This is a genomic window from Bradyrhizobium sp. Kon37 (assembly GCF_055807535.1).
In genome coordinates this window covers 1-282 of sequence record NZ_JBVVOY010000246.1, presented here as the reverse complement: position 1 = coordinate 282, position 282 = coordinate 1, and the positions used below count along the sequence as shown (strand labels likewise).

Annotated in this window: 1 protein-coding gene; it reads right to left on the bottom strand. The window is 50.0% G+C overall.

What is annotated here, in order from left to right; all coding sequences use genetic code 11:
• A partial coding sequence (locus tag AC0L3J_RS38005) for a hypothetical protein (RefSeq protein ID WP_473350546.1) occupies nucleotides 1–224 on the bottom strand: 224 nt, incomplete at its 3' end.
• Nucleotides 225–282 lie beyond the last annotated feature (58 nt).

Genomic DNA, 282 nt, shown 5'->3' with positions numbered 1-282 from the left:
AGCCAGACCAGCATCAGGATAATCGCGACTAACAGTATCCACAGCGCGGGACGCGTTGCCATATTTTGCAACGTGTCCATCATCGGTGGAAAAGGATTAAGCAGCGGTTGCATAACACGCGGATCAATCCCTTTAACCCGCCGTTGATAAAGCTGATTAAGAATATCCTCGGCCTGGGCAGAAGAAAGCGAAGATTTCAGGTATAAGGATACGTAATGATACAACCTATTTCCGGCCCTCCTCCTGGGCAACCACCAGGTCAGGGAGATAATCTGCCGTCTG